The following is a 25,904-nucleotide window of genomic DNA, read 5'->3' as shown; positions in this document are numbered from 1 at the left end:
AGGCCCGTACCCAACCTTTGCGCGGCCTGCTGCACCGCCGCGGGCATCGCACCTGGGCATGCCCGCGCCCCTGCCGCCGGCGGCCGTCGGGGCGGACGCTCCGTGCGGCAGGCACCCGGCCCGGCGTCCAGCGGTATGCCCTACCCCTTCGCCGCACGTCATTCCCTCTCGGCGGACCGCCCGCCACCGTATACTCGGTGCATGCCGATTGCGTGCCTCAACCGTGGCCTCTTTGCCCAGCAGTCCGTCCTCATGCAGTCAAGGGGCGGTCTGTGAGCGGCGGTCTCGTCGCCCTGCTGGACGACGTCGCAGCCCTGGCCCGCATCGCGGCCGCCTCGGTGGACGACGTCGCCGCCGGTGCCGCCAAGGCCGGCGCCAAGGCCGCCGGCGTGGTGATCGACGACGCCGCCGTCACCCCGCAGTACGTCTCCGGCGCGGATCCGTCCCGCGAACTGCCGATGATCAAGCGGATCTTCTGGGGCTCGCTGCGGAACAAGCTGTTGATCATCCTGCCGGCGCTGCTGCTCGTCAGCTCCTTCGTCCCGGCGGTCATCCCGTTCATCCTCATGCTCGGCGGCACCTACCTCTGCTACGAGGGTGCCGAGAAAGTCTGGCACAAGCTCCGCGGCCACCATGAGGCCGACGATGCGCCGGCGGTCGAACGCGGTCCGGGAGCCGAGGCCAAGGTCGTCAAGGGCGCCATCACCACCGACTTCATCCTCTCCTGCGAAATCATGGTCATCTCGCTGAACGAGGTGGCCGCTGAAACCGTATGGGCCCGGGCACTCATCCTGGTCGTCGTCGCGCTCGCGATCACGATCCTCGTGTACGGCGCGGTCGGGCTGATCGTCAAGATGGACGACATTGGCCTGCACCTGACCACCAAGGACTCCGCGAGCTCCAAGCGCCTCGGCGAACTGCTCGTCCGGGGCATGCCCGCGGTGCTGGCCGCGATCACCTTCATCGGGACGATCGCCATGCTGTGGGTCGGTGGCCACATCATGCTGCAGGGTGCCTACGACCTCGGCTGGCACGCGCCGTACGACCTGGTCCATGTCCTCGAGCACCCCTTCGCCGGGATCGCGGTGGTCGGCGGCTTCCTGGCCTGGCTCGTGAACACCCTGTGCTCGGCGATCCTTGGGCTCGCCTGGGGGCTGATCGTCATGGCGATCGTGCTCCCGCTGATGAAGGTGCTGCCGTTCGGCAAGAAAAAGGGCGGGCACGACGAGGGCGACGTCCGCGCCGCGGTCGCCGGTCATCATCCGGAAGAACGCGACGCCGGCCCCTCCTCCTAACTCACGCGCACCGGGCCTGCCCGCTTCTTCCCTTCGGGGTCAGGGCCGGCCAGGTCCGGGTCCGCTCCGGAGGAACCCTGCCGGCCAGGCAGTATGTGAGTGCTTTTCCTATCCGCCCGCCACGCTCATAATCCGCGCGTCTCATGCACTGCGGGCCTCGTGCTAATATCCCAGTGCGGCAATCGACGGAGGCAGGGACTCCCGGGGCCGCGGCTCCAACTGCGACACTCGGTATCGACTGTGCGCTGAGGGCCGCCGGCAAACCCAAGGGCACGTCCACGACGAGTTCCGCGGAAGCAGCCGTCAGTTCAACACCGGCACCGGCAGGTGGAAAACCAGCTCATCGCCCTGATGCAGCGGCGCGAGCCGCTTCCGGGACCAGATGGTCAGCGCCTGCTCCGGCATCCAGTACTCTTCTTTCAACGAACACTAAAATGGGGGAAATCATGGCCGTCGAGGCTGTCCGTAATCTGCTGCGCCCGCTCCGCCGCACCTCGTCCGTAGCGGCCACGATGGCCGTGGCCGGCGGACTCCTGCTTGGAGGAGGCACTTTCACACCTCCTGCGCAGGCGGTTGTTGCACGCGCCGTTGCAGTGCCCATGGTCGTTGTCGCCGGCTACACCGTCGACGGCCTGACCTACAACAAATGGAACGCGAACCGCGCCAAGCTCGGCAATCCCACCAGCCGCAAGAGCTGTGACGCCGCCGGCTGCGCGCAGCGCTTCCAAAGGGGGCACATCCTATGGAGCCAGAAGACCGGTGCCCTGATCGTGCTCAATTCTGCCATCGGTTCACGGTATTCAGCCGCCGGCTGGACCAGGGGTTTCCTCGGCTTTCCCACCGGTGACGAATACGGCCTCAGCATCCGTGGTGGGGCCGTCCAGACCTTCCAGAACGGCTTCGTGTACTGGTCGCCGGCGACCGGAGCCCGCGTGGTCACAGGTGCCATCCGGAGCTACTATGCCGCCAACCAGTACGAGCGCGGCTTTCTGGGCTACCCGAGGTCCGAAGAGGTTGTCGTGCCGAACGGTGTCCGGCAGGACTTCGAGGGCGGGAAGGTCTACTGGTCCCGCTCCAGCGGCCGGGCGTTTGCCACCACGGGCGGCCACATCCAGGCCTACTACGAGGGCAAGGGTGGTGCGCAGTCCTACCTCGGTCTGCCGACCAGCAACAAGACCGCCTGGCAGGGCGGTTACTACCAGCGGTTCCAGGGCGGCGTCATTGTCTGGGGTTGGAATACGGGCGCCAGGAGCATCGAGGCCGGGCACTTCAACACGCTGGCCGGCAACTTCGGCGCATACGGATGGCCGACGAAGGATACCTGGAAGGACGCCACCGGTACCCACACCCAGTTCCAGAAGGGCATCATCACAACGGGTGCCCCTCCGGTCACCACGCCTCCCATTACTACGCCGCCGGTCACTACGCCTCCCGTTACCACGCCGCCGGTCACCACCCCGCCAGGTACTACCCCGCCGGTGGCCCCCGTGTACCCGTTCACCGCTGTCAAGGCCACAGCGGCGTCGGTGGTGCTTTACGGTGACTCACAGCTCGATGGAGACTCCTGGAGCGAGCAGGGCGCGCGTGCCATGGGCTTCACCGATCAGGGTTCGCACCTGGCCTACGGCGGCATGGGGTACTCAACCGTCAACGCCTACGCGGGGGGAACCGGGTGGACCGCAGTTCAGCAGGGGCTGATCCCCTTCCCGGGCGGGACCCCGGGCCTCGTCCTCGTCTCCATGGGCGGCAACGACGCAACGACGTTGAAGTCCGACGCTCAGGTAATTGCTGACAGCTCGGCCCTGTGGGCGAAGCTTAAACTCATGTATCCGCAAAGCAAGATCGTCATCAACGGTGTCATGTCCCGCAACGATGCCACCCACGATCAACGCCGCCGCATCGACGCTGTGCTGGCAGCCAATGCCGCGAGGCAGGGTGTCACGTTCATCTCTGTTGCCGGCCTCGCCAGCGAAGCCAACGCCCAGTACCTGGACAATGTCCACCTGTCGCAGGCCGGGCACAACGCGGTCGCCGCCCTGTACACCCAGAAATTGGCGGCCGTACTGGGCAGGTAGTCGGCACACCTACTAAGGACCCGCGCCGAAATTCCTGACCGAGCTGCCACAACCCTGACTGCTGAGGAAGATCAGTTGGGCCCCTACGCACTTGCGCGTGCCCTCGGCGGATCGTCAATGCCCAGGCCGGACACCATTTGCTGGTGTCACCCCGGCGCAGTTGCACCTAGAATTTTGGGCGTGGCTCGTAATGACGCCCAGTACCGCATGTGGCTCGAGCTGGTCGGAGAGATCCTTCGGGGACCGATTGACTTGTCCCTCAGCCATGAGGAGCGTCTGTTGGATCTCCTCAATCAGTCGTTCAACGCCGCTTGCTCGACGCGAAACTCGGTGGCTCGGCGGTGGGACAATCGCATCCTCGCTTGCTGGCCCCGGGATTACATTCCCGACGCACCACCGGGGGATTACGACCTTCGGAAACAACCGCTGTTGCGTTGGTACGTGTTGACCGGGCAGACGGGACCACAGTCCGTGGGGCGGGTGCCCGACGCTCTTGCCAGCAAAAACCTGAAACGGGCCTGGGAGGAGATGGCCCGGCCCTGGAACATAAACCAGCAGTTGTCCATCCCGCTGCAGATAGGCGGCAAAGACTTCCACAGCTATATTGTCCTACGACCTGACCGTGACTTCACCGAGCAGGAATTCAGGTTGGCCGCACTGCTGCAACCAATATTGAGCGGCATTGCTCTCCACCACCGGCTTGCGATGAGTGCCGATACTTCGATGCAGAGCTCCACGCCCAGCCTGACCCTCCGCGAGACGGCAATCCTGACCTTACTCAGCAAGGGGCTGACCGCGGAAAGCCTGGCGAGGCGGCTCAATATCTCGCCGCGCACGGCCGAAAAGCATCTGGAACATATCTACCGCAAACTGGACGTGCGCGACCGCATGATGGCAGTCCAACGGGCATATGAAGTGGGCTTATTGAACCCGGCACCAGCATCTTTGCAGCCAGCACACTGGGGTACCCCCTAAGGAACGGAACAAGTATTTTTCAAACTGATCAGCGGGTGAGTTCGGAGCGGGCATCAGCGGTGGCCGTGATGGGAATCCCGTCGGGCACCAGGACGGTGACCAACGGCGGGTGGACGACGGCGGTGAGGACCACCTGCGCGGTCCGGCCATCAGGTGTGCCGGTGGCGGGACCTACGGCCAGGGATGGAAAGCGCTGCCCGGCGCCGGTGCGCTGCACGTATCCCTCGGCCGAAAACCGCACCGTTGCGGGGTCCAGCACCGGCTGCGGGCCGGTGTCCGCGGAGGCGTCGATGGTGAAGGTGTCCGCCGCGGCCAGGGCGGCGCCGTCGGCCACCGAGAGCAGGCGGGAGTGGCCGAGGTATACGGCCGATGCCGCGAGCACCACGGCCAGGACCAGCAACAGCAGCAGCAGGTAGCCGATGATCAGCACCCCCACCTGACCGTCCTCCCCCGCCCATCCGATCCCCCGGCCCGGGCTGGACCGTCGACCGGCGTTCATGCCGGGCTCATCCGAACCGCTCCACCGACTGCGTGGTGCTCGAATCCACGGTGACGGCCGAGTTGTTCACTCCGGGCAGGGTGGGAATCAGCGGCAGCGGCACCGCGAGGCGCACCTCGACGGTGACGGTGGACCCTGGGGAAAGACACACCCCGTCGCAGGACATCTCGACCTGCGCCTGCTCCGGGGAGAACCCGAAGTTCTCCACCGCCACCAGGGCCGCCTGCCGGGCCCGGGCCTCGCCCTGCTCCGGAGTCTCCGACTCCACGAACACCTTGGCCGCGTGGTCGGCCGCCCCCACCACGGCGAAGGAACCGCCCTGGAGGCGCCCGGCAGAGAGGATCAGGTACACCACCGGGATCAGCAGGATCAGGCCCAAAAAGGTGAATTCCAGTACGGCACTGCCAGCCTCACCGGCTACCCGAAACAGGGCCCGGCGAGCCATCCGGGCCCGGCCTACCGCCAGAGCTCGGAGGTGATTAGGAGGGCAGGACGGCATGGCCCGAAACCTCCAACACTCCGGCCGGCCCCAGCAGACCCACCACCGGAAGCGGGGCCCTTACCACCACCTCCACGAACCGGGCCCCGGCCGCACCCGAGCGCAGGACCGTCACATCCGAGGCGAAATCCTCCCCGACCGCCGCCGTAATCAGCTCCGTGGTGCGCCGCCCGGCATCCTCCGGACTCCGGTCGGCCAGCGTGCCGTACCGGGCGCCGGAGGCCGCCGCGTCGATCAGGGTGTTGCGCACATGCAGCACCAGCATCAGCTGGACCACCGCCAGGAAAATCACGGTGAGCAGCCCGCCGATGAGGGCGAAATCAACAACAGCCGATCCCGCCTCCCCGCGCAGGCTGCGGTGCCCCCGTGCCGCGCCCACCTACGGGGACACCTGGCCAATCGCTGCCTGGAACAGGCCCTGCAGCGCAGGACCGGCCAGGGCCAGCAGCCCGGCGACAAGCACGGCCGACATCAGCGTGATCATTACCCAGCCGGGTACATCGCCGCGCTCGGCGTCGTCGTCGGACACCACCCGCCGGTACAGGGCGGTGAGGGCCAGCCAAAGGCCTGCGCCGTATCTGCCTCTTGCCATCGTGATCTCCATTCTGTGGGCGGTCGGCGTGCCGGCCGCGCGGTTCAAAATCCGAGGTTGATCAGCGCGATGCCGGGGTACACGGCGAACAGGACAGTCAGGGGAAGCACACCGAAGACCAGGGGCACCATCATGGCGATCTCTTTCTTGCCGGCAGACTCCATGAGCTCGCGCTTGGCCATGTCACGCACGTCCTGGGCCTGGGCCCGCAGCACATCGGCCAGCGGGGTGCCGCGCTGGACCGCGACGGTCAACCCGTCGACGAACCGGGCAAGGGGTGCGAGCTGGGTGCGGCGGGAGAACTCCTGGAAGGCCTCGACGACGGGGGTCCCGGCCCGGGTTTCGGCGAGCACGCGCCCGAATTCCCCGGCCAGTTCTCCGCGGGCCGTCCTGCAGACCCGTTCCAGGGCGCCGGTCGCGCTCTCTCCCGCGCTGACGGCCAAGGCCATGAGTTCGGCCAGGCTGGGAAACTCGGCGAGCATCCGTGCCTCCCGGCGGGCGACCTGCCGGCTGAGGAGGTAGTCCCGGAAGAGGAACCCTCCGGCGGCGCAGGCGGGAACCAAAACCGCGGCGAAAAGAGCGTTCGACCGCCCGGAGCCGGCCGCCAGCACCACCACCGTGGCAGCCGCACCGAGCCCGAGCGCTGAGCAGAGGATCTGCTGGGCGCGGAAGTCGGTGACGCTCAGTCCGCCGCCGGCCTGCACCAGGCGACGGGTGAGGAGGGAGGAGGCGGGGTTGATCCGGTTCAGCCTCTGAACCGCATCGCGGAGGACCGGCTGCAGGATCCGGCCCAGCGGCCCGAACGGTGCCGGCCGGCGCACGTCCGGGTCCAGCAGCCGCGACCGCACATCCACGACTTTCAACTGCGGGCCGATCCGGTCCACGAAGCGGACCGTCCGCGCCGCGGGTAGGCCCACGAGCACCATCCAGAGCCCCAACCCGAGGGTGCCGCCGGCAAGGAGGGACAACGCCACCAGCCCGGTCACCGCAGGACCCTCTCGTCCTGCGGAAGGGCACCGATGCGCAGCATCAACCGGTAACAGAGCACCGACACCGCCAGCCCCCCGGCCAGAACCAGGGCGCCCGTTCCGGTGTTGTAGGCGCGGACCGCTTCGGGCCGGGTGGCCAACAGAAGCAGCACGAACCAGGGTGCAGCGACGGCGAGCCGGGCCGCATTGACCGTCCAGGATTGGCGCGCCTCGAGTTCGTTGCGGGTGCGGGCACTGTCCCGGAGGAATTCGGACAGGGTGCCCAGCAGCCGGCCGAGATCCGAACCTCCCACCTCGCGCGTCATCCGCAGCGCCTCCACAATGCGGTCGGCCACAGGGTCGGCAAGCCGGTCCTTGAGTCTGCTCAGCGAATCGTCGAACTGCCCACCGGCCCGGTAGTCGCCGCGAACTCCCGGAAGGCCCCGCGCAGTTCCGCCGGCCCCTTGTCGGCAAGCTGCATCAGCGCCTCGGGAAGCGACAGGCCCGCGCGGATCGCGGAACGGAGGTGGTCGACGACGTCCGGCCAGAGCTCCCGCAGCGACGCCGTCCGCTTCGCGGCCCTCCACCTCACCAGGCCGTACGGAGTCCAGGCCCCGAACAGGGCGAAGCAGGCAGCGATGGGCACCGAACGGATGAGAACGAGCGCGGTCAGGAAGACCAGAGCGCCCGCCACCGCGCAGGCCCCCACCAGGCCGGGCACCGAGACCGAGGCGATCCCGGCCCGCAGGAGCATTTCACGCAGCCGCGGCGTGTGCCGCGGGCGGGCGGGCGCCGTGGAGGAGGGCCCCCAGCATGCCCACCACACCAGGAAGAACCCGGTCCCGAGCACCACTCCCAGGACCGCGCTCACCTCTGCTCCCCAAGGAGCGCGGCAATGTCCACACCGGCCGCGGCGAACTTCTCCTCCGCCGGCATGGCGGTGGCGCAGACCTGCAGGGCACCCTCCCGCCGCCGGAAAACTGAGGAGGATTCGATGATCCCGTTCTCCACCCGGGAGCCGACGGCCATGATCTCGGTGACCTGCCGCTGGCCGCTTCCGGCCCGGGCGCAGTGCACCACGAGGTCCAGACAGGATGCGACGGTGGGCACCACGAACTCACTCGAAATGTTTTTTCCCGCCAGCAACGGCAGTGTGCAGATCTTGGTCAGCGCGTCACGGGCGCTGTTCGCATGGACGCTGCACATCCCCGGAAGCCCGCTGTTGAGCGCGATGAGCATGTCGAGGCTCTCAGCCTCCCTGACTTCCCCGACGATAAGGCGGTCCGGGCGCATCCGCAGGGCCTCCTTCACCAGGCGCCGCAGCGGGATCTCCCCGGCCCCTTCGAGGTTCGGCTGCCGGCACTGGAGCCCGACGACGTCGCGCAGCGGCAGCTTCAGCTCGAAAATCTCCTCGACGGTGATCACCCGCTCACGCGGTGGAATGGAGGCACCCAGGCAGTTGAGCAGCGTGGTCTTTCCGGCCTGCGTAGCACCGGAGACGAGGATGTTCAGCCCGGCCCCGACGGCGGCACCAAGGAACCGGGCGGCCTGCGGCGTCAGGGTCCCTAGGTCGATGAGATGCTCAAGGCGGGTCGCCCGGGCGATGAACCGGCGGATATTGACCGCCCAGTGCCGCCGCGTGACGTCGGGGATCACCACATGGAGCCGGGATCCGTCGGGCAGTGAGGCATCGACGAAGGGCGAGGAGAGGTCCAGGCGCCGCCCCGAGGACTTGAGCATCCTCTCCACCAGGTCCCGCACCTGCTGCGCGCTCAGGGTCAGCGGCGTCAGCTCGGACTCTCCCCCGCGGGCCACGTAGATCTCCGAGGGGGTATTGATCCATAGCTCCTCGACCGTCGGATCGTCAAGGAAGGGCTGGAGCACCCCGAATCCGGCGACGGCGTCGTACACCTGCTTGCGCGCACTCCCGAGGTGGCCCAGAGGCGGGAGGGCGCCCGACACGGCCCGCTCGTCGTAATCGTTCACCGCGGCCTCGACCAGGCGCTGGATCTCCGGGGCCTGCTCCGCGGGATCCAGGCCACGACGACGGATCAGCTCGCGCACTTCCTCCTCGACCCTGCGCACGGCATCCATCTGAGCCCCCGGGAAATTGGCGGTTTTCGGTGCAGGCGGACTGCGTTTCCGCCCGGGATACGCTGCTTCACCGCTAAGCGTAGGCGACCGTTTCGGCGCTGCACAGGAAAGTCGGAAGGGTGTGGATATCGCCGCGCTCCACCCCCGTGCGGCACGCACCCGCCGGCCCGGAATTACGGCATTTCGACGACATGTGTCGCGTACCACACATTTTTTTGCCAGTGCCCCTTGTCACTGGGCGACACGCCTCCGGAATGAAGGTGACACGCGAACGAAAGGCGTATTCTCTGCCCTTCACTCCAGAAACACTCGTCACATCCGTCACTTCCGTGTAGTCTTCGAGAAATTCGATCACCTGGCTGACGCCCGGATTCTGCTGGAGAAACCCGTGACATTTGCCACACCGCTGAGGTTGCTTTGCGCCGCCGTACTTTCCACCTCCCTCATAGGGAGTACTTTGCCGTCCTTTGCGGCCGAGCAGCCGATGCCTTCCGTTTCCCCGGCGCCAGCCTCCACCGCGGTGGATGAGGATCAAACTGCTCCGCCGACCGAGGAGCCCGCGACCCCAGCAGCTCCCGCCTCTCCAGCGCCGGCACCGGTTTCACCGCCGCCCGCCTCCCCAGCGCCCGCCCCTTCAGGGACGCCCGAGGACAAAGTGACATCCTTCGTTCCGCCCCTCGACTGGGACCCGAGGAAGAACACGAGCGCGCCGCCGAGGTTGGGGGAGGAATTCCTTGAGGAACACGGGTCGACTGCGAGGGTCGGCCCTGAGAGCGACGGTCTGCATTCCGCGGCCCTCGGGCCACGCACCGGCACCTTTCAGGTGAGCCTTGTGACGGTCCAGCTTGCTGGCAAAACCAAGGCCGACACGGACGCGATAAACATGGTGGCCGCACGAAACTCGATTACTTCCGCCGATTCGTACTGGAAGTCCGCATCCAACGGCAGGCTGCGCATGTCCACGGTCCGGGAGTACCGGCACATCTCCAGCGCCCGCATCACCGATTCCTACCAGACCATCATGGCCACCGTTACCCGCGAACTGAATTGGCAATACCGGTCATATGAGGCACTCGTCATTTTCGTTCCGCACAAGGACCTGAACTACAACGGTAGTTGGGGCATCCTCGGAGGGGGATTCACCGATAGTGCGACCAGCGGCAGGGTGATTATGCCCTACCCTTCGGGCTGGACAAATAACGTTGTGACGCACGAGTTTGGGCACGTCCTCGGCCTCCACCATGCCAATTCCCTCTTCTGCAACAACGCTCGGCAAGACGTTTCCCGCACGGGGAGCAGCTGGGCCGATCCTTCATGCAGCTCCTACGAGTACGGCGACACGAGCGATCTCATGGGTTTTGCGCAACCCAGCTCGCCCGTTATCAATTCCTTCCTTTGGGCATATGGGGGTTTTGGACGGGGAGACGAAATCCGGAACATCGGCACCGTCTCCGGTACGCAGCAGTACCGCCTTACCCCCTGGGCAGGGACGGCCGCGAACCGTGCCCTCAGGTTCACAGACCCCGGCAATGGCGAAACCTACTACGTTGAGTACCGCGCTCCCATCGGTTTCGACGCGGCGACAGCACTCGGCGGCAACCGCGGGATAAAGATCACCAAGCAGGACATCCGCGGCTGGTCCGGAAATGCCTCGGCGGTTCTCACTCCCAACAGCCTCAAGGCCGGATACGGGAACGACAGCCTGACGTGGCAACAAGGGCAAACGTTCACAACCTCGACAGGCACCAGGGTCAGGGTCGATTCCCTGGGCGACAGCGCAACGATCACGGTCATGGCCCCGAGTCGGCCCTCCATGGGGTACTTTGACAGCCTGGGATCCAGCAGGAATTCCGACACGGCCTACCTTCAGGTCCAGGGTTGGGCGATCGACCCAAACAGGCCCTCAGCATCAACTGAGGCTCACGCATACGTCACTGCGCCGAACGGGGTTCGAACCGGTCACGTCATCCCGGCCGGCAACTCGCGCCCGGACGTCAACGCAGCGATGTCGGTGTCCGGGAACCACGGATACGACGGGATCATTCCCGTCACCCGATCCGGCACATACTCGGTGTGCGTTTACGCAATCGGAGGCAGCGAAAACACTTCGCTCGGCTGTAAGTCGATCCAGGTCACGGAAGCAGAGCCACCCGTGGGCTCGTTCGACAGTGTCGAGGTGGTCCAGGCGGGCGACACGGTGTCCTTACGAGTGGCCGGTTGGGCGGTCGATTCGACAAGAACTTCAGTGAGCACGGAAGCACATGTCTACGTCACCGCGCCGGACGGAACCCGAACCGGTTACCCCCTTCAAGCCGATAAATCCCGCACGGACGTCAATGCGGCACTGAAGATTCTCGGAACTCACGGGTTCGCCCAGGATCTGAGGATCACGCAACCGGGAACCTACCAGGCGTGCGCCTTCGCGATCGGGCAGCATTTCAACACGGCCCTCGGGTGCAAGTCTGTCAAGGCAGGCGGCGTCGCCCCTCCAATCGGGTCGCTTGACTCCGTCACGGTGGACAAGACCAGCGGAACACCGTCCCTGACGGTACACGGCTGGGCGATGGAACGTGAGAACCCCATGGCGTCTATCCCCGTACATATTTATGTAACCGGACCCGACGGCAAGAAGACCGGAACAGCATGGCAAGCGGATATGCCCCGCGACGATGTCAACAGTGCGCTGGGAGTGCCCGGAGACCACGGCTACAGCGCGCGCGTGCCGGCGCCCCTCGCAGGCAACTACACGGTCTGCGCCTTCGGGATCGGCGTCAGCCCCTTCGCGAGTGTCAACCCCCGTCTCGGGTGCACTGTTGTCAATACCGGGATCCGCGAGGCGCCGAAGGGTTTCCTGGATTCGGCGAAGGTCGAACTGACAGCGAGCGGCGCCTCCATTTCGGCTACGGGTTGGACTCTCGACCGCGACGCCGTTCCCGCGTCGATCCCTGTGCATACGTACATCACCTACCCGGACGGCACCCGGCAAGGGTTCGCTTTCTCGACGGGCATCCTGCGCTCCGATGTGAATGAGGCACTAGGTGTGACCGGCAGGCACGGCTACACAACGCGTACCCCGATCACCCAGAGAGGCACGTATGAGGTGTGCACCTACGGGATCGGAATCTCGCCCTACTCCCCGGGGAATTCACTCCTTGGCTGCACCAACGTCCGCTACTAAGAGCGCATACCTGCTGGAAAGAGTTTATTAATGATTGGCAGTACCTTGAATGACCCATCGGCCTCGACCTCAACCGCGGCGACCAAGTGTCGCCGGCGGTACTTTACAAGCTCCATCCTGGTGCTCGCCCTCCTCGCATCCGGCGCACCCGCACAGGCGGCAAGTCTCAAGAGCGACCCGGCCGGGGCCCAGCATGATCTTTCCACGGGGCAGGAACCGATAACCGGGCCAACCCCGCCCGCCGGTCAGTCGCCTGAAACAACACCCACACCGACACCCAGCCCGTCAGCCATCCCGCAGACCTCTCCGTCCACGACTCCCCTGCCGAGCCCAACCACTTCGGTTTCTCCAGCCGAAGCGTCGCCCAAGCCCACACCCACCGAGCAGCGTCCCCGCACCTTGGAGGAGGAGATCGGCGCACTCGGTTCATATATGGGTCAAGGCCTTGAACGGATCGAAGAGACCGGGAATGCGCAGCAGCCCACTGCGGAAGAACAGCGCCTGACCCAAGAAGTGGCGCGTCGTGGTCTCGACGGTGCCGTTTCTCGGAAGACCGACTCAACCCCCTTATCCGAAGCGGCCGCAGCGACATGGCGCCCGCCCGGCATTCAGGGAATTGATGTTTCAAGCCACCAGGGGAATGTGAACTGGCCTAATGCCTGGAACCTGGGCGCTCGCTTCGCATACACGAAGGCTACTGAAGGCACCTCGTACAAGAACCCCTATTTCAGCCAGCAGTACGGCGGATCCCAGGCTGTTGGAATGGTCCGCGGTGGCTACCACTTTGCGCTGCCGAGTGTGTCGTCCGGTGCGGCGCAGGCCCACTTCTTCGTCAACAACGGCGGCGGGTGGTCAAGTGACGGGAAGACACTCCCGCCTCTGTTGGACGTCGAGTACAACCCGTACGAGTCCCTGGGAAATGACTGCTATAACCTGTCCCCCGCGCAGATGGTGGCATGGATCCGCGACTTCTCCAATACGGTCCGGGACAGGACCGGCCGTCTTCCGATGATCTACAGCACGACGGACTGGTGGAACCGCTGCACCGGGAGTTCGCGCGCCTTCAGCGACCACCCCCTTCACATCGCCTCCTACAGCCAGGCAGGGCCAGGCACTCTGCCCGCAGGGTGGCCCGTCTACTCTGTGTGGCAGTACAGCGACAGCGGCCCGTTCGTCGGGGACTCAAACGTCTGGAATGGCAGTGCCGCCCAACTCGACGCGTTTGTCCGAAGGGCCACGGCTGCCAGTGGACCGCAGACACCTCCGGGCGGCGTCGAACTGCACTACCGCGGAGGCACTCCAGCCAGCTCATCCATGGGCGTGTCCTCTGACACTTTGATCACCTGTGATTGGAATGGCGACGGGGTGTCGACTCCTGCCACTTTCAGTGCGGGCATCTGGTCGATCCGCAACAGCCTCGATGCAAGCCAGACCGCGGCGCGCGTCGGCTTCGGCCAGTCCGGCGACCAGCCCATCTGCGGCGACTGGGACGGCAACGGCACCGAGACCCTCGGGGTGTACCGAAACGGCAGTGCGTACTTCCGGAACTCCAACTCGTCCGGTGTCGGAGATGGAAGCATCGTCTTCGGAGCGGCAGGAGACATGGCCATCGTTGGAGACTGGGACGGGGACGGCTTCGATACGTTGGGCGTCGCTAGGCCGAACGGCGCAGCCAAACAGTTCTATCTGACCAACAGCAATCTCCGCTCGAGTGTCGCCGCGGCCTTCCTCTTTGGCGATTCGAACGACACGCCAATTGCCGGCGACTGGAACGGAGATCGATACGCCACTGTGGGGCTCAAGCGCGGGAACCTGTGGTTCCAGGCCAACAGTAACCTCCGGGTGGGCGCCGATTCCTCGTTCGCGTACGGCAATTCCACGGACAGGCCGCTCACCGGCCGCTGGACAGGAACGGCAACCGCAGTCGGCATAGCCCGCTAGGACCTACTTCGCTGCGGCTGTTTCCCGCTTGTATCCACGCACCCGGGAAACAGCCGCACCGACGCACCTCAGGAGCATGACGCGGGCTCTGATAATCTTCTTCGGGCTCCGCCAGCCACGCGGAGTCTCGTTATTGTCGTGCAGCCGCCGATACAGCACCGGCTGCGCGTCGACATGCACCATCTCGCCGGCAATATTGCCGGCAATAGCGAGCCATAGGTCATGGGATTCGAAAAGGAACCGGGGCATCGGCAGGACCACTGAAGCGAAATCGCGGCGGAATCCCATCGCGCAGCCATAATATGGCCGGTATCCGACCAGCACGCCGGCGAGATTCCGCCAACGGTGGGTCGAGTCCTTCGCCCGAAGCGACCAAGGCGCTGATTCAGCGGGTCCACCAAACAGCGCAACGTTTCCGGCGACGACTGCTTTCGTGCCCAACGCCTCGATCATGAGGTCAGTCCGGCCTGGAATCCACACATCGTCCTGATCCGAGAAGAAAATGTACTCTCCTCGGCTGAGCCGCGCAGCGTCGTCGAACGTGCGGACGTAGCGCTGGTTGACCGGAGACCGGTGCAGTGAAACCCGTGGGTCGGTGATGGCTTCGACGAGCGCGGCGGTTTTGTCGGTCGACTTGTCGTCAACAACAATCAGCTCATCCTCAGGGCCAAGATCCTGAAGGATGGAGGTGATCTGTTCCTCGATGTAGTCGGCCCCGTTGTAGGCGGCCATGCAGACGCTTGCCCTTACAGGCGATTCGGTCATTCGTGAGTACCCTTGTCCTCGAGAGCTGACGATCCCCCACGCGTGATGGCCTTGACACTCGCTTCAAGCCGGTCCAGCTGATTGCGGAGAATCGCAGACTCCTCGGCGAGTACCCTCGTCTCGTCTTCAACAACCGATATTTCCAGGGACAGATGCAAACAAACTCCCAGGAGAAGGAGGATTGCGACCACGAAGAGGAAGTTGGACGGCACGGCGAATCCCACTGCAGTGGCTACCACCGCGAGGGTTCCGGGGAAACCCGCAAGCAGCAGTGTCCCGGCGCCTACTGTGATCCATAGAATCGCGTACTTTTCCCGCAGCTTCCGCTGACGCAACAGCCAGATGATGAAGGCAACGACAAACAGGGCGAGGAGGAAAGGAAGCAAGGTGGTCATCGTGTCATGCCCCGGCTCTCGAGTACTGTCGTTCGTTTCCGGCTCATGGCGATGACGAGGGCGAATCCGCTGCGACCAAGGTAGAGAGCCGCCTTCAGCGGATTATGGCTGGGCTGGCCCCCCTGCCGTGGCCGCATCTCAACCGGTACCTGCGTCACGGTAAGCCCAGACCGGATCGCGACAACGAGGGAATCAATGGTGTCTCCAAGATACTCAGCAGGATAGTGCTCGCAGTACTGGGCAATGGCCGTCCGGTTCGCTGCACGGAAACCGGAAGTGACGTCGGTCAGCCTCGTTCCGGCCAGCAAGGATATTGCGCGGCCAAGGAATGCCATCGCCCATTTCCGAGGGCCCTTCACGGTGTAGGTGCCCTTGTCCGCAAAACGGGCCCCGATGGAAATGTCCGCCCGGGTAAGGCCGCCCACTACTGCTAGAAGATCCCGAGGATCGTGCTGTCCGTCGGCGTCGACCTGGATGACCTGGTCGTAATCCCACCGGCGCGCGTATTTGAAACCCGCCCGCATGGCTCCGCCTACTCCGAGATTGTAAGGAAGGCGGAGCACCGAGGCACCCGCGCGCTCCGCAAGTTCGGCGGTGGCATCCGTGCTGCCGTCATCGACGACGAGTACATCACAGCCCTCCACGGTGGCGAGGACTTCGCGGACGGTCTGCCCCACAGACTCAGATTCGTTCCACGCGGGCATGATCACCAACAGCCGGGGAGCTTTTCTGCCTTCTTCGAAATTCATTGACTGCTTCCTCAAGGGGTGGTCGCTGTGCCGTCGGGTGGTCAGAGGTTGGTGGCTGGCATTCTGCCGGTGCGGCCCCTCAGCCCGTCTGCGATTCCTCGTAGTAAGAATCCCACGCGTTGGCGCCTAGCAGAGCCAAGGAGCACAACGACAAGGATGTGTCGCAGGTCCAGGAGTAGACCGCGCGTGATGTGGAGCGGGAAGGATCTGCCGTGCCATCGGAGGAGCAGCAAGCGGTTGCGGCCCAGATAGTAGTACCTGAACGGCGCACTCTGCATGATCCGCAGGGGTGCTCCCCGCACCGTGACAGGGTGTCCTAGAAGATTTGCCTGAACCCTCTCCCCCAGCTGATGGCGCAGCGCTGCCCCCTCCGCCGAAATGGCCTGATAACCAAGACTGCGCAGTCGCCAGTATGTATCGGTGTCAACGCCGTCGATGAAGAGTGCCTCATTGAAGCCACCGAGCTGCTGAAAGATCGACATCGGAATGAGCGTCCCCGACTGGATCGGTTCACTGACCATGCGGAATCCGGACCGTGATCCGCCCGCCAGCACCCGTGTTCCGGATACAGCATCCGGGCTGATCGACCCAACCTTGATTCCTGACCCGTGCGCGGCACGTGCCGCCCTGTCATACGCGGCAAGAAAGCCCGGGAGGGGTTCGGAGTCCTGATCGAACGTGACAAGGTGCTCCAGCCGCGGGAGGTTCTGCTGGATCCAGTGGGCCCCTTGGTTCAGCGCAGCCCCGATCCCGACGTTCTCGGGGAGGAAGATCACTTCCGCCCCCGCTTCCCGGCAACTCTCCACGACCTCGCCCCCGTCGTCGCTCCCGTCATCGACTACCACGACGTGGCCAAAGTGCTCAAGCATCACGCGGCAGTGGGCAAGGAGATCGGGCGAGGGGCGATGCGAAGAGATCACGGCGGCACAGTTAGACTTCTCAACTGGGGGAAAGCCCGGCGGACGGGCGGTGCTGTGCATAATCACCAAAGCTACAGAACACCAAATCCTCCTGCCAATTTGCCAATGCGGAACCTCATGTGATCCTTCGACTCAAGGATGGTTCGGCCGGAAAGTAGAATGGGACTGATCAAGATCGACGGCACTGTAGTGGAATGGTTCGAAGCGGCTCCGAGCATCCTGGTCGGGGTCCTGATACTTTTCCTCCCCGGAACGGTTGCGGGACTCTTCCTGCGGGTCAAGGTCTTCGACGCCATCGCCCTGTCGCCGCTCCTTTCGGTCACCGTCATCAGCCTCGCCGCGATCATCGGTCCCCGCGCCGGGCTCTCGTGGTCCCCGCTGACCTTCGCCCTTGGCGTCCTTGTGCTCTGGGTGGTGGCGTTCGCTGGCCGCTACCTGCTTTCGGTGAATCTTCGGGGCGTCCTCCGAGCGCGCGGTACAGCTGACCCGCAGTCGGTGGCTGCATTGCACCAGCTCCCCACAAGAGGCCGTCGGACCGTTCAGGCTGACAATGCGGCGGAGCCTCGAGGGGCCGCCGTCTACTACTTCGCCACGGCTCTCGTTGCGTTCCTCATCATCGGCACGCAAGTCATTCGCATCTTCGGCTCGCCGGACAGCTTCTCCCAAACATTCGACAACATTTTCCACCTGAACGCGGTCCGGTATGTACTCGACACTGGCGACGCATCATCGCTCACCCTGACCTCAATGACGACGGCCGGACAGCCCCCTTACTTTTACCCGGCAGCATGGCACGGCTTCGTCGCCCTCATCATCCAGGCCAGTAGTGTGCCGGTGACGGTCGGGGTCACGAGTGCAAACCTGCTCGTGGCCGCCCTAATCTGGCCATTGAGCTGCCTCTTTGCCGTCCGGCAGCTCGCTCGCCTCACCCGGCCGGCGATACTGGGGGCCGGTGCGGTGCTTGCCGGATTCAGCGCCTTTCCCATCCTGCTGCTCGATTTCGGAGTCCTTTATCCGAACCTTTTGTCCCTCGCCATGGTTCCCGCTGGTTTGGCGTTGTTCGCGGCCGTCCTCGGGCAGGCACCGCACAGCACTCTCCCCCGGAGGACCGTCGTCGTGCTCTCGGTGCTGGCGTTACCCGGCATTGCGGTCGCTCACCCGAACGGAGCCCTGACTCTCCTTGTCCTCGGCCTCCCGGTGGTTGCCTCCCTGTACGCAGGACTGATGTCTAAGGCCTTCCACCAGCGAGCGTGGCTTCGCGCGCTGGCTTACACCGCTGGGCTGGCAATTTTCCTCTGGGTGGTGTCCAAAATCTGGGCCGTCGTGCGCCCTCCGGCCGCCGCTGCTTTGTGGGATCGGGTTGAAACGTCCTCCCAAGCGTTGGGTGAGGCCCTGTTGAATGCCCCCTTCGAACGGCCCGCTGCCTGGGTGGTCAGCATTCTCGTTGTGGTAGGTGTGGTCGCCGCCGTCCGTCGACCGACGTTGCGGTGGCTTGCCGGTTCGTTCGGCGTAGCCGTTGGGGTCTTCATCGTCGCGGCAGGTTTCGAATTCAGCCCGCTCCGGAGCTACATCACGGGAGTCTGGTACAACGACCCCTACCGGTTGGCCGCGGTCCTTCCCATCGTGGCGGCACCACTCGCGGTGCTTGGGCTGGGCGCCGCAGGGTCCGCCCTGTTCCACCGAATCTCCCCTTTGATACCCGCCAACCGGCGCGGCGCCCTGGCATCCCATTCTGCAGCCGCCGGGGTGGGCCTGGTTCTCCTCCTGCTCCTCATTCCCGGGGTGGTGCAGAACCGGGCTATGGCGGTAGCCGTGGACAGCGCCCGACTGGCCTATGAGGTCAGTGCTGAATCCGCGCTCGTCTCTTCGGACGAGCTTGCCCTGATCGAGGAACTCGACGAGCACGTGCCCGCGGACGCAACAATTGCAGTCAATCCTTGGACGGGGGGCGCGGTGGCTTACGCTCTGTCCGGACGCGACACGACGTACAAGCACACCTTGTCGAACAGCAGCGATGAAAACAAGCTGATAGATAACCACCTCAAGGACGGTCTTGAAACACCCGGCGTGTGCGAGGCCGCCGACGAAGAAGAGGTCGAGTATGTCCTGGATTTCGGGGTACAGGAGGTGCATGGCGGCAACCACCGCTATCCCGGCATCGAAAACCTGGAGAACGACCGAGACTTCGAGCTCGTCACCGCGCAGGGCTCGGCCAAGTTGTTCAAGTTCATTGGCTGCTGAGTTCGGGGACTGCACGCGGAAGGCAGCAAGCGGCGTGGGAGCCCGGGTGCGGGGTAGGGCCGTCCACCAACGGTTGCGCGTGGGACCCTGCCTGGCGCCGTCAGGTCCCTAGGACGTGGCGTGTCAGCGCGGCAATGCCTGGCAGGTCCTTCTTGAACAGCGCGCGGGGCAGCAAGACTGCCGCGTGAAGCCTGGATGTCAGGTGGAGGCGAGCGGCAAGCCGGGTGCGCCGCCAGCCGGCCTGTGAGCTCAGGGCCGCAGCGAGCCTGAAGAAGGCCCGCTCTCCCGCGAACCGGGCGCCATCGACCAGTTCCTCCGATGAAGCACTCGCGAGATGCCGGCGGTAGTGGAAAGCCACCTCGGGGACGAAAAGCAATTTCTCGCCCGCAAGCAGGAGATCCAGGACGAGGGCGAGATCCTGGATAACGGAAAAGTCGTCCCGGAAGTCATGCCGCTTGAGGATGTCCCGCCGGAAGGCCAGCGAGGGCCAGTACAGCCAGTTCCCGTGCATGAGGTGGGCGGCGAGCCGATCACCTTCGAGGATGGTTGGCTGCCTGACCGAAGGCCGCAGCACCTTGGTTTTCACACTGTCGACCAGCGTCCTGACCACCGCGCCTTCGGAATCGATCACCTCTACCCCGGGCTGAATGATTCCTGCCTCCGGATAATCCTGGGCGGCAGCGAGCACAAGGCCCACATAGTTGGGCAGCAGCTTATCGTCGTATCCGAGAATGACCACGAGTGGCTCTGTCGCCAGTTCTACGCTGCGACGAAAATTACCGGTGATGCCGACGTTGGCCTCGTTCCGGATATACCGGATCCGATGGTCCTTCAGCCCCTCGAAGTACTGATCGACCGAAGGGTCCGGGTGCGCGTCGTTGACGACAGTCAACATCCACCGGCCGTCGGCCTGGTTGATTACGCTGTCGACTGCCTCGCGCAGATAAGTGAGTGAACCCCAGAAGGGTATGTAGAACCCCACCTCAGTCGTCAATGCCTCAACCTTCCCTCTGTGCACGAACTTCTCACGTGCCAGACAAACTCTCGCACAACTCTCAACCAAAACCCCTGTTCCCGGCGCAGCGTAGCCCGCCCAGGGACACGTGAGTGATCTCACACGACGCCTCACCGCGGGTCTGCCTCGGCCCTCCGGCCAGGATCGTGAACTAAACTGTGGGAGCCACCTCCGGAGTCGCGGCCCGCCCGGCGTGAGTGATGTACAACAAGCAATGCTAGAAGCTAAGGGACTCCGTGCTCAAAAAACAAGCGAACGCCATAGCTGTGCGTCTTAGTGGGTTTGCTGTGTCACTAGCGTTCTCTACGGCGGTTAGTCTGCTCTCCATCCCCGTCCTCATCAGAAATCTGGGAGGAGCGGCATGGGCCGACCTAGCCTTCTCTCAAGCCGCAGCTGCAATTTTCGGCATCGCTGTTGCTTTTGGATGGGGTACCGTCGGATCGGCGATCACCGCCAGCACGCCGAAGAGTGAGAGACCCCGTCTGTTTGCGGATTCCCTGGTTTCACGAGGCTACCTGTTCATTGGGGCTGCTCCCCTGCTTTTCGTATCCATCCTCTTGCTATCCCGGTCCTCATCGCCAGCGATGGCCGTCGCTGGGATCGCATATCTCCTACCGTTCCTCGGGGCGGCCTGGTTCTATATCGGCGAGGCCCGACCCCAGCGACTTTTCGTGCTGGATGTACTCCCGCAGGGCACGGGAGTGATTGTCGGCACCATGGCAACCTTCTTCTTTCCGACGGCCTGGACCTTTGTTCTCTCAATTCTTGGGTTCAACGCGCTAGCGGTGTTGGCGGGATACTTGTGCATCGTCGTCCGGGACGGTGACGGCGAAGTTCGGCTCAACCTCGGCCTAAAGGATGCACTGAAACGGCTTGGGGGTCAGCGTCATGGGGTCATCGCCGCCGCTGCCGGAAGTATCAACAGCAATGGACCTCTCATCGCTGTCACGATCATTGTTCCGTCCCTACAAGAGCCCTACGCCCTCATGGATAGGCTGTTCCGGTATGCGATCGCTGGATTCGGTCCCGTCCTTCAGGTGATACAGGGCTGGATACCAGAAGGGGGGAAAGATCTCCAAGACGGGCGGATCAAGCTTGTCGGTTCACTTGCCCCACTTCTTGGAGTCGCCGGCGGCTGTGTCCTTGCTGCTGTCGCTCCCTGGGCGGCGCTCGTGCTCTCGAGGAACTCAATCAGCGTTGAATACGCGCTCACCATCCCCTTCGGGGTGATTTTCGCTGCGGTAGTTGTCGCGCAGATCATCGGGCTTGCCTGCCTCATACCGATTAACAAAGGTGCCGAACTTGCACGATCAAGCGTTGCCGGCGCTTGTGCGACCATTCCGCTAATTGTGCTCTTTGGACCGCTTTACGGGATAACCGCTATCGCTTGGTCAGTTGCGTTCGCGGAACTCATCGTTGCGGGATATCAGGTGCTGGTCCTGGCACGTTACTTCCGCAAAGCTTCCGCCGGAGTCCCCGGCGAGGACGAAAGGAGTCTGTAGTGAATACCGCGTTTGGTCCGGCCCAGCCAGGGGTCATCGCCATGGCCGCGTACAAACCACAAGCGGACCTGTTCCTCCGTCAACTGACCTCCATCCAGAATCAAACCGTGCCCAACTTCGTCTGCCTGATATCGGCGGATGGGGATCAGGAGGACGTGAGAAGGATGGTGCGGGATTCAGTCGGCAGTGATCCACGGTTTCAGGTCATCGGGTTCGACAACCGACTTGGATTTTATGGAAATTTCGAGCGCGTTCTCGGCCGGGTTCCTGATGATGCAGCGTGGGTTTCCCTCTCGGACCAGGATGACTACTGGTACCCGGAGAAACTCGAAAGGCTCCTTCCCCACCTCAGGGACCATGTGCTGGTCGCGGGTCAGGCACGTGTCGTGAGCAGCGCCGCTCCCGAGGTAGCAATAAGCGTGACCCGAAGGAAGAATGTCCCCTTGGATCACTTGATCATCCAAAATCAATTCACCGGCGGACAGACTGTATTCAGGCCCGAACTCCTGAAACTTGCACTCCCATTCCCGCGCTTCGATACCCTGAGTCAGGTTCACGATCACTGGTTAGCCGTCTGCGCTGCGGCAGTAGGGTCAGCGCATATTGTCGACGAGGTGCTGCAAGATTATGTGCAGCATACGCAGAACGCCCTAGGCGAGGTGGGCGGGCGCTGGAGTATCACCTCATCGTTCCGCCGGGTACGCGGGCTCGTCACAAGGTACGAGAAAAACTTCACCGTTCGGTCTGCACTCAACTTTTACCACCGGATGAGCTATGGCTGGCGATTCGCAATGCTCGCTGCACTGGAGGAACGACTCCCTTCGGATGGTGCATCTGATTGGGGTGCCCGCTCTGCCTTCGCTTCTGCCGGCAGGCGCGGTTCAACCTCCATGGCGCTGCTGCAGGGCGTACGGAGTGGTGCCGTTGCTCCAGGTTGCGCGGGAGAGTTCGTTGTAGGCGCACCGGCGGAGATAATCCGAAGGCTCAAGCGAAGCGTCCACCGCGGCTAATAACCGCAAGATTTTGCTCACACCTCACTTTTCGGGAAGATAAACTATGCGCGGGATAATTCTTGCCGGTGGAACCGGCTCACGACTCCATCCAATTACCCTCGGTATCAGCAAGCAGCTGATGCCCGTGTACGACAAGCCGATGATCTACTATCCGCTGTCCACGCTCATCCTGGCGGGCATCCGCGACATCCTCATCATCACCACGCCCCAGGATGCCGAGCAGTTCCGGCACCTGCTCGGTGACGGCAGCCAGTTCGGGGTCTCGCTGACCTACGTCCAGCAGCCCTCCCCGGACGGCCTGGCCCAGGCGTTCATCCTCGGCGCCGACCACATCGGGCAGGAAACCGTTGCCCTCGTCCTTGGCGACAACATCTTCTATGGACAGGGCATGGGCACCCAGCTCCGCCGTTTCGCGAACGTCGAAGGCGGCGCCGTGTTCGGCTACTGGGTCGCCGAGCCCTCGGCCTACGGTGTCGTCGAATTCGACGGCGACGGTACTGCCTTATCCCTCGAGGAGAAGCCGGAGAACCCTAAGAGCAACTACGCCGTACCGGGCCTCTACTTCTACGACAACGACGTCATTTCGATCGCCAAGGGGCTCAAGCCCTCACCCCGCGGCGAGCTCGAAATCACCGATATCAACAAGGCCTACCTCGAGGCCGGACGCCTCCAGGTGGAGATCCTCCCGCGCGGCACCGCCTGGCTCGATACCGGAACATTCGAATCCCTCAGCGACGCGTCGAACTTCATCCGAACCGTTGAGCACCGGCAGGGCCTGAAAATCGGTGCCCCTGAGGAGATCGCCTGGCGCCAGGGGTTCCTGAGCGACGACGACCTCCGGCGCCGCGCCGAGCCCCTCCTCAAAAGCGGCTACGGACGCTACCTCCTGGAGCTCCTGGCCCGGGGCAAGTAGGACCTGCCGGGAAGGATTCCTCGCCAACCGGGAAATCCGGTCGAACAGCAAAGAGCGCCTGCCGTCTCCGACGGCAGGCGCTCTTTGCTCTTGGCCCGCCGGACCACCGGCAGCCGGCGGGCCGTCACCGGATCCTTACTCGGACGGCTGCCACACCCGCAGCTTGTACAGCTTCGCTGCGCCCTCTTCATCCAGGAGCTCGACGGCTTCCGACGTGGCGAGGTCGGCGAGGCCCGGATAGTCATCGGTCGCTTCGCTCTCGGTGAGGTACTGGGTTCCAAAGTCCAAGGCGTAGGAGACCCGTTCAGCATGGATCGACTCACAGGCCTTCTCCGACTACGCAGCGTCATCGAGGCTCTTGGCAAGCGCCAGCGCGTCCGGCGTCGAAGTCCCGACCAGATGGTGGACGAGCACATCGCGGCCCGTTCGCGCGTAGCCGAGCGAACTGCCTTTCCACGGGCTGTTTGCGATGACCGCGTCTTTCGGAACCTGCTCATCCAGGCCGTCGATGAGCCGGAGATCGTCGGTGGACAGGATCGAGCTCGGTGAATCCCACACGTAGTGGATCTTCGCCCGGGACACGTATTCCCGCACCGCCCCGGGCTGGGAGGTGGCCGTCAGGAGGGCGGCGGTCACGGCCACGGCTTCCATGGCGGGCAAGCGCAAGCGAGACGAGGGGAAGCAGCGCGGCAAGCCGGTTGGTATCGGGGTACCAGATCCCCGCGAGGACGACCCGCAAGGGTCCGCGCTCCAGACTGGCATCCGCAAGGTACAAGTAGCCGATAATCACCAAACTGACGGTCAACCATGACGACCGACGGGAACGGGCCGCGCTGATGAGGCCGATCAGGCCGCCTTCTCCCGCAACAGCGCCCTGAACTTTCCAACCAGTGCCCGCAGAACCACCGGCAGGCTCAACACGAGGAGTGTGTTGGCACTGCTCATCTGCGACGAGGTGAGCCTCGCCAGGGCTCCGAGCAGGCCGACGTAGACCCGTGCCGGGGCTCCGACGATCGAGGCGCCCATCCGGCAGGCAAGTACCACGACCGCCAGCGCCGCGGGGAGGAGCACGACCGACAGTGTGTAGGGAAACAGCGGACCCCAGACCAGCAGCAGATTGAAGGAGGCCATGTAGCCCGCGGACAGGACGCCGGCCTCCAGAAGACCGACCATGCGCGGCCCCACCGCGACCCGGGCCATGAGAAGCGCCGCCAGCGGGCAGATGACGGCAGCCGCGACGGCGGTGACACCGAGCAGCAGCCAGAGGTTCCATTCAAGTCAGGCGGCCGATCCGGTCACGGCTGCCACGCCGGCGATGCCCACGGAGAACGCGGGCGCCAGGCCCAGCACGGTCAGCCGGCGGAATCCGAGTGCCAGGGCGATGACGGCGCCGGGACCGACCATGAGCGCTGTCGTCGTAGCCAGCACGGGAGCGGTAGTCCACCTGGACACAAAGGCTCCAAAAAGCGGCAGAAGACAATGACGCCTCCGCGGCGCCGGGGCGGGGCGGAGCGGCGCGCGCGGCCGGTCCGGGGTGGGCGGGGTCTAGCCCTGCCTCAGGCGTTCGACGACGGCGTCGACCGGGCCGTCCATCACGATACGCCCGTGCTCGAGCAGGACTCCGCGTTCGCAGATTTTCGCAACCATATCGAGATCGTGGCTGACGACGACAAGGGTCTTGCCCTCGTCGGCCAGCTCCCGGATCTTCGCCAGGCACTTCTTCTGGAACGGTTCATCACCGACTGCTAGGATCTCGTCGATCAGGAACACCTCGGGGTTCGTGTGCACCGCGACCGAAAAGGCCAGCCGCAGGTACATCCCCGAGGAGTAGAACTTCACCTCGGTATCGATGAACTGTCCGATCTCGGAAAACTCCACGATTGAGTCGAACTTCGCCTCGATTTCGGCCTCGGTCATGCCGAGGATCGCCCCATTGAGGTAGACGTTGTCACGGCCGCTGAGATCGTGGTGGAACCCGGCACCGACCTCGATCAGCCCGGCGACCCGCCCCCGCGTCCTGACGCTGCCGGTGTCGGGACGCATCACCCCGGAGATGTGCTTGAGCAGCGTTGACTTTCCCGACCCGTTGAAGCCGAGGAGTGCGACCGCTTCGCCCTCCTTGACCGTCAGGGAGACGTCGGTCAGGGCATGGAATTTCTCCGAGAGGTCGCCCTTGCGGCCTTTCATGAGCCAAACAAACGCCTCCTTCATGGAGCGGGTATGGCGCAACACGAATTCCTTGTTGATGCCGCGTATTTCAATGGCCGTTGACACA

The 25,904-nt window shown here is 64.3% G+C and carries 23 protein-coding genes and 2 pseudogenes; 9 read left to right on the top strand and 16 right to left on the bottom strand.

Translation table 11 applies throughout. From position 1 onward, the window contains the following. Positions 1-272 precede the first annotated feature (272 nt). From ACX80W_RS05165 to ACX80W_RS05155, 3 genes are all read left to right on the top strand, one after another. The gene (locus ACX80W_RS05165) at positions 273-1,295 is read left to right on the top strand and encodes a DUF808 domain-containing protein (protein WP_459281049.1); all 1,023 of its coding nucleotides are present in this window, start codon (positions 273-275) and stop codon (positions 1,293-1,295) included. 434 nt (positions 1,296-1,729) lie between these two features. Continuing rightward, positions 1,730-3,370 carry an SGNH/GDSL hydrolase family protein gene (locus ACX80W_RS05160; RefSeq protein WP_459281047.1) on the top strand — a complete coding sequence of 547 codons (1,641 nt, stop codon included), beginning with the start codon at positions 1,730-1,732 and terminating at the stop codon, positions 3,368-3,370. A gap of 180 nt (positions 3,371-3,550) precedes the next feature. Further along, positions 3,551-4,345 carry a helix-turn-helix transcriptional regulator gene (locus tag ACX80W_RS05155; RefSeq protein WP_459281045.1) on the top strand — a complete coding sequence of 265 codons (795 nt, stop codon included), beginning with the start codon at positions 3,551-3,553 and terminating at the stop codon, positions 4,343-4,345. 28 nt (positions 4,346-4,373) lie between these two features. Here the strand turns inward: ACX80W_RS05155 and ACX80W_RS05150 are convergent, their stop codons facing one another. The 7 genes and pseudogenes from ACX80W_RS05150 to ACX80W_RS05120 form a co-directional block, all read right to left on the bottom strand. Next, entirely contained in the window at positions 4,374-4,844 is a 471-nt protein-coding gene (locus tag ACX80W_RS05150) for a pilus assembly protein TadG-related protein (protein ID WP_459281044.1), read from the bottom strand. A gap of 7 nt (positions 4,845-4,851) precedes the next feature. Next, positions 4,852-5,223 carry a hypothetical protein gene (locus ACX80W_RS05145; RefSeq protein WP_459281042.1) on the bottom strand — a complete coding sequence of 124 codons (372 nt, stop codon included), beginning with the start codon at positions 5,221-5,223 and terminating at the stop codon, positions 4,852-4,854. A 100-nt stretch (positions 5,224-5,323) separates the two neighbouring features. Continuing rightward, a complete protein-coding gene (locus tag ACX80W_RS05140) occupies positions 5,324-5,722 on the bottom strand; it encodes a TadE family protein (RefSeq protein ID WP_459281040.1) in 399 nt (132 codons plus the stop codon). Then, positions 5,723-5,935, bottom strand: a complete 213-nt coding sequence (locus tag ACX80W_RS05135; protein WP_459281038.1) for a hypothetical protein — start codon at positions 5,933-5,935, stop codon at positions 5,723-5,725. Between the two features lie 44 nt (positions 5,936-5,979). Next, the gene (locus ACX80W_RS05130) at positions 5,980-6,921 is read right to left on the bottom strand and encodes a type II secretion system F family protein (protein WP_459281036.1); all 942 of its coding nucleotides are present in this window, start codon (positions 6,919-6,921) and stop codon (positions 5,980-5,982) included. After that, positions 6,918-7,774, bottom strand: a pseudogene (locus ACX80W_RS05125) (type II secretion system F family protein). Before ACX80W_RS05125 ends, ACX80W_RS05130 begins: the two are co-directional and overlap by 4 nt. Then, positions 7,771-8,997 (bottom strand): TadA family conjugal transfer-associated ATPase, encoded by a 1,227-nt coding sequence (locus ACX80W_RS05120; protein ID WP_459281034.1) that lies wholly within the window; start codon positions 8,995-8,997, stop codon positions 7,771-7,773. The pseudogene ACX80W_RS05125 and the gene ACX80W_RS05120 overlap by 4 nt, the downstream one beginning before the upstream one ends. A gap of 655 nt (positions 8,998-9,652) precedes the next feature. On the opposite strand from ACX80W_RS05120, the gene ACX80W_RS05115 reads away from it, so the two are divergent. Beyond that, entirely contained in the window at positions 9,653-12,175 is a 2,523-nt protein-coding gene (locus ACX80W_RS05115; RefSeq protein ID WP_459281032.1) for a zinc metalloprotease, read from the top strand. 399 nt (positions 12,176-12,574) lie between these two features. Then, on the top strand, positions 12,575-14,116 hold the full coding sequence (locus ACX80W_RS05110; protein ID WP_459281030.1) for a lysozyme: 1,542 nt from the start codon (positions 12,575-12,577) through the stop codon (positions 14,114-14,116). Between the two features lie 3 nt (positions 14,117-14,119). Here ACX80W_RS05110 and ACX80W_RS05105 read toward each other — a convergent pair whose 3' ends face one another. From ACX80W_RS05105 to ACX80W_RS05090, 4 genes are read right to left on the bottom strand one after another with little or no spacing between them, the layout of a single operon-like run. Then, positions 14,120-14,848: a glycosyltransferase gene (locus ACX80W_RS05105; protein ID WP_459281028.1), complete on the bottom strand. Its 729-nt coding sequence runs from the start codon at positions 14,846-14,848 to the stop codon at positions 14,120-14,122. A gap of 29 nt (positions 14,849-14,877) precedes the next feature. Next, complete coding sequence (locus ACX80W_RS05100; protein ID WP_459281027.1) at positions 14,878-15,276, bottom strand: DUF2304 domain-containing protein; 399 nt, start codon at positions 15,274-15,276, stop codon at positions 14,878-14,880. Then, positions 15,273-16,025: a glycosyltransferase family 2 protein gene (locus ACX80W_RS05095; protein WP_459281026.1), complete on the bottom strand. Its 753-nt coding sequence runs from the start codon at positions 16,023-16,025 to the stop codon at positions 15,273-15,275. The genes ACX80W_RS05100 and ACX80W_RS05095 overlap by 4 nt, the downstream gene beginning before the upstream one ends. Positions 16,026-16,066: 41 nt before the next feature. Continuing rightward, positions 16,067-16,894, bottom strand: a complete 828-nt coding sequence (locus ACX80W_RS05090; RefSeq protein WP_459281025.1) for a glycosyltransferase — start codon at positions 16,892-16,894, stop codon at positions 16,067-16,069. Positions 16,895-17,104: 210 nt separating this feature from the next. On the opposite strand from ACX80W_RS05090, the gene ACX80W_RS05085 reads away from it, so the two are divergent. Next, the gene (locus ACX80W_RS05085) at positions 17,105-19,186 is read left to right on the top strand and encodes a DUF6541 family protein (protein WP_459281023.1); all 2,082 of its coding nucleotides are present in this window, start codon (positions 17,105-17,107) and stop codon (positions 19,184-19,186) included. 100 nt (positions 19,187-19,286) lie between these two features. On the opposite strand, the gene ACX80W_RS05080 is transcribed toward ACX80W_RS05085, so the two are convergent. Beyond that, positions 19,287-20,180 carry a glycosyltransferase family 2 protein gene (locus ACX80W_RS05080; protein ID WP_459281021.1) on the bottom strand — a complete coding sequence of 298 codons (894 nt, stop codon included), beginning with the start codon at positions 20,178-20,180 and terminating at the stop codon, positions 19,287-19,289. 257 nt (positions 20,181-20,437) lie between these two features. On the opposite strand from ACX80W_RS05080, the gene ACX80W_RS05075 reads away from it, so the two are divergent. The 3 genes from ACX80W_RS05075 to rfbA are packed head-to-tail and all read left to right on the top strand — an operon-like array spanning position 20,438 to position 23,629. Further along, complete coding sequence (locus tag ACX80W_RS05075; protein ID WP_459281019.1) at positions 20,438-21,703, top strand: polysaccharide biosynthesis protein; 1,266 nt, start codon at positions 20,438-20,440, stop codon at positions 21,701-21,703. Next, a complete protein-coding gene (locus ACX80W_RS05070) occupies positions 21,703-22,713 on the top strand; it encodes a glycosyltransferase (protein WP_459281017.1) in 1,011 nt (336 codons plus the stop codon). Before ACX80W_RS05075 ends, ACX80W_RS05070 begins: the two co-directional genes overlap by 1 nt. Positions 22,714-22,759: 46 nt before the next feature. Next, on the top strand, positions 22,760-23,629 hold the full coding sequence (gene rfbA, locus ACX80W_RS05065) for a glucose-1-phosphate thymidylyltransferase RfbA (protein ID WP_459281016.1): 870 nt from the start codon (positions 22,760-22,762) through the stop codon (positions 23,627-23,629). 135 nt (positions 23,630-23,764) lie between these two features. Here the strand turns inward: rfbA and ACX80W_RS05060 are convergent. The 4 genes and pseudogenes from ACX80W_RS05060 to ACX80W_RS05045 all read right to left on the bottom strand — a co-directional run bounded on the left by ACX80W_RS05060 (position 23,765) and on the right by ACX80W_RS05045 (position 25,903). After that, a pseudogene (locus tag ACX80W_RS05060) lies at positions 23,765-24,419 on the bottom strand (DUF6541 family protein). Positions 24,420-24,475: 56 nt separating this feature from the next. Beyond that, positions 24,476-24,886 carry a DUF6541 family protein gene (locus tag ACX80W_RS05055; RefSeq protein WP_459281360.1) on the bottom strand — a complete coding sequence of 137 codons (411 nt, stop codon included), beginning with the start codon at positions 24,884-24,886 and terminating at the stop codon, positions 24,476-24,478. A 21-nt stretch (positions 24,887-24,907) separates the two neighbouring features. Continuing rightward, positions 24,908-25,081, bottom strand: coding sequence for a DUF6541 family protein (locus ACX80W_RS05050; protein WP_459281014.1), 174 nt, complete (start codon positions 25,079-25,081; stop codon positions 24,908-24,910). A 93-nt stretch (positions 25,082-25,174) separates the two neighbouring features. Continuing rightward, positions 25,175-25,903, bottom strand: coding sequence for an ABC transporter ATP-binding protein (locus ACX80W_RS05045; RefSeq protein ID WP_459281012.1), 729 nt, complete (start codon positions 25,901-25,903; stop codon positions 25,175-25,177). Position 25,904: the final 1 nt, after the last annotated feature.

The organism is Arthrobacter melezitosi (genome assembly GCF_054511055.1).
This window is presented reverse-complemented; position numbering and strand designations above follow the sequence as displayed.

What these genes read in the sequence shown, in the direction of transcription:
- ACX80W_RS05100 (WP_459281027.1), bottom strand. Translation starts at nt 15,276, where the DNA reads ATGACCACCTTGCTTCCTTTCCTCCTCGCCCTGTTTGTCGTTGCCTTC.
- ACX80W_RS05090 (WP_459281025.1), bottom strand. Translation starts at nt 16,894, where the DNA reads ATGCTTGAGCACTTTGGCCACGTCGTGGTAGTCGATGACGGGAGCGAC.
- ACX80W_RS05105 (WP_459281028.1), bottom strand. Translation starts at nt 14,848, where the DNA reads ATGGCCGCCTACAACGGGGCCGACTACATCGAGGAACAGATCACCTCC.
- ACX80W_RS05120 (WP_459281034.1), bottom strand. Translation starts at nt 8,997, where the DNA reads ATGGATGCCGTGCGCAGGGTCGAGGAGGAAGTGCGCGAGCTGATCCGT.
- ACX80W_RS05135 (WP_459281038.1), bottom strand. Translation starts at nt 5,935, where the DNA reads ATGGCAAGAGGCAGATACGGCGCAGGCCTTTGGCTGGCCCTCACCGCC.
- ACX80W_RS05095 (WP_459281026.1), bottom strand. Translation starts at nt 16,025, where the DNA reads ATGAATTTCGAAGAAGGCAGAAAAGCTCCCCGGCTGTTGGTGATCATG.
- ACX80W_RS05085 (WP_459281023.1), top strand. Translation starts at nt 17,105, where the DNA reads ATGGGACTGATCAAGATCGACGGCACTGTAGTGGAATGGTTCGAAGCG.
- ACX80W_RS05150 (WP_459281044.1), bottom strand. Translation starts at nt 4,844, where the DNA reads ATGAACGCCGGTCGACGGTCCAGCCCGGGCCGGGGGATCGGATGGGCG.
- rfbA (WP_459281016.1), top strand. Translation starts at nt 22,760, where the DNA reads ATGCGCGGGATAATTCTTGCCGGTGGAACCGGCTCACGACTCCATCCA.
- ACX80W_RS05160 (WP_459281047.1), top strand. Translation starts at nt 1,730, where the DNA reads ATGGGGGAAATCATGGCCGTCGAGGCTGTCCGTAATCTGCTGCGCCCG.